Consider the following 1,134-nt stretch of genomic DNA (forward strand, 5'->3'; position numbering starts at 1 on the left):
CAACGTTGTTTAGATGAAGGTTTGGTTGGCGGTGAAAGCTTTGCGGTTGATGCCAGTCTTATTCAAGCTGATGCCAACAAACAAAGGTCATTACCAGCAGATAAATGGAATATTGATAATTTGCCCAAAGATGCAGGTCGATCAACCCGTGAATATCTCGAGACTTTAAACGATACTGCTTTTGGTGCTGCAAGTGATAAGAAACCCAAATTTATCTCACCTTGTGATCCTGCTTCGCAATGGACCGGCGCCTTGCGTGGCCCTGCGTTCTTTGCATACGCTACCAACTATCTCATTGATACAGACAACGCTGTTATCATGGATGTTGAGGGAACAAGAGCCATTCGTCAGGCTGAGGTTGGCTCTGTAAGAACCATGATTGACCGTGTATCTGATCGCTTTGGATTAGAGCCCAACAAACTCATTGGCGACAGCGCCTATGGTGCAGCGGATAATCTGAATTGGCTCGTCAATATAAGAGATATCGAGCCGCATGTACCTGTATTTGATAATTCTCGCCGGACTGATGGCACGTTCTCACGATCTGATTTTACATTCGAAAAGCAAAACAACGTGTATATCTGCCCAACTGGCAAACGATTAAGCTCTAGTGGGCGTGTGAATTCCGATAATTTCTATCGTTACCTTGCCAGTACATATGATTGTGGTCCTTGTCCGCTCAAGCCCAAATGCTGTCCAAAAACACCACAGCGTAAGATCCCAAGGCACATCCATGAAGATGCTCGAGATGTAGCTCGATCAATCCTTAAAACTAACGAATATGAAACATCACGACGAAACCGAAAGAAAGTAGAAATGCTGTTTGCTCATCTCAAGCGCATTCTCAAATTGGGCCGTTTAAGACTGCGCAGGCCTAATGGAGCAAAGGATGAATTCCTACTCGCAGTAACAGCACAGAACTTACGAAAGCTTGCCAAACTCAGATACAAACCACCACCAGATATCACAAATATGCACCCGAAATCCGTCTAGCAGTAGGAGATATAAGCTTGATACAATGAAAAAGACATAAACCAAGATCAAAACGGGCTAATACCCTGACAATACTACTCGCGATCCAAAACCGCGCTAGACAATCCAAATCAACTCAAACACTTTATCAACAATATCGGC

1 protein-coding gene is annotated in these 1,134 nt (G+C 44.1%); it reads left to right on the top strand.

What is annotated here, in order from left to right; translation table 11 throughout:
* Positions 1–993 (top strand): transposase (locus AB2J24_RS19825; RefSeq protein ID WP_367386808.1); only part of this gene is annotated, 993 nt, incomplete at its 5' end.
* Positions 994–1,134 lie beyond the last annotated feature (141 nt).

This window comes from Lentilitoribacter sp. EG35 (assembly GCF_040784015.1).
Lineage (GTDB): Bacteria > Pseudomonadota > Alphaproteobacteria > Rhizobiales > Rhizobiaceae > Lentilitoribacter.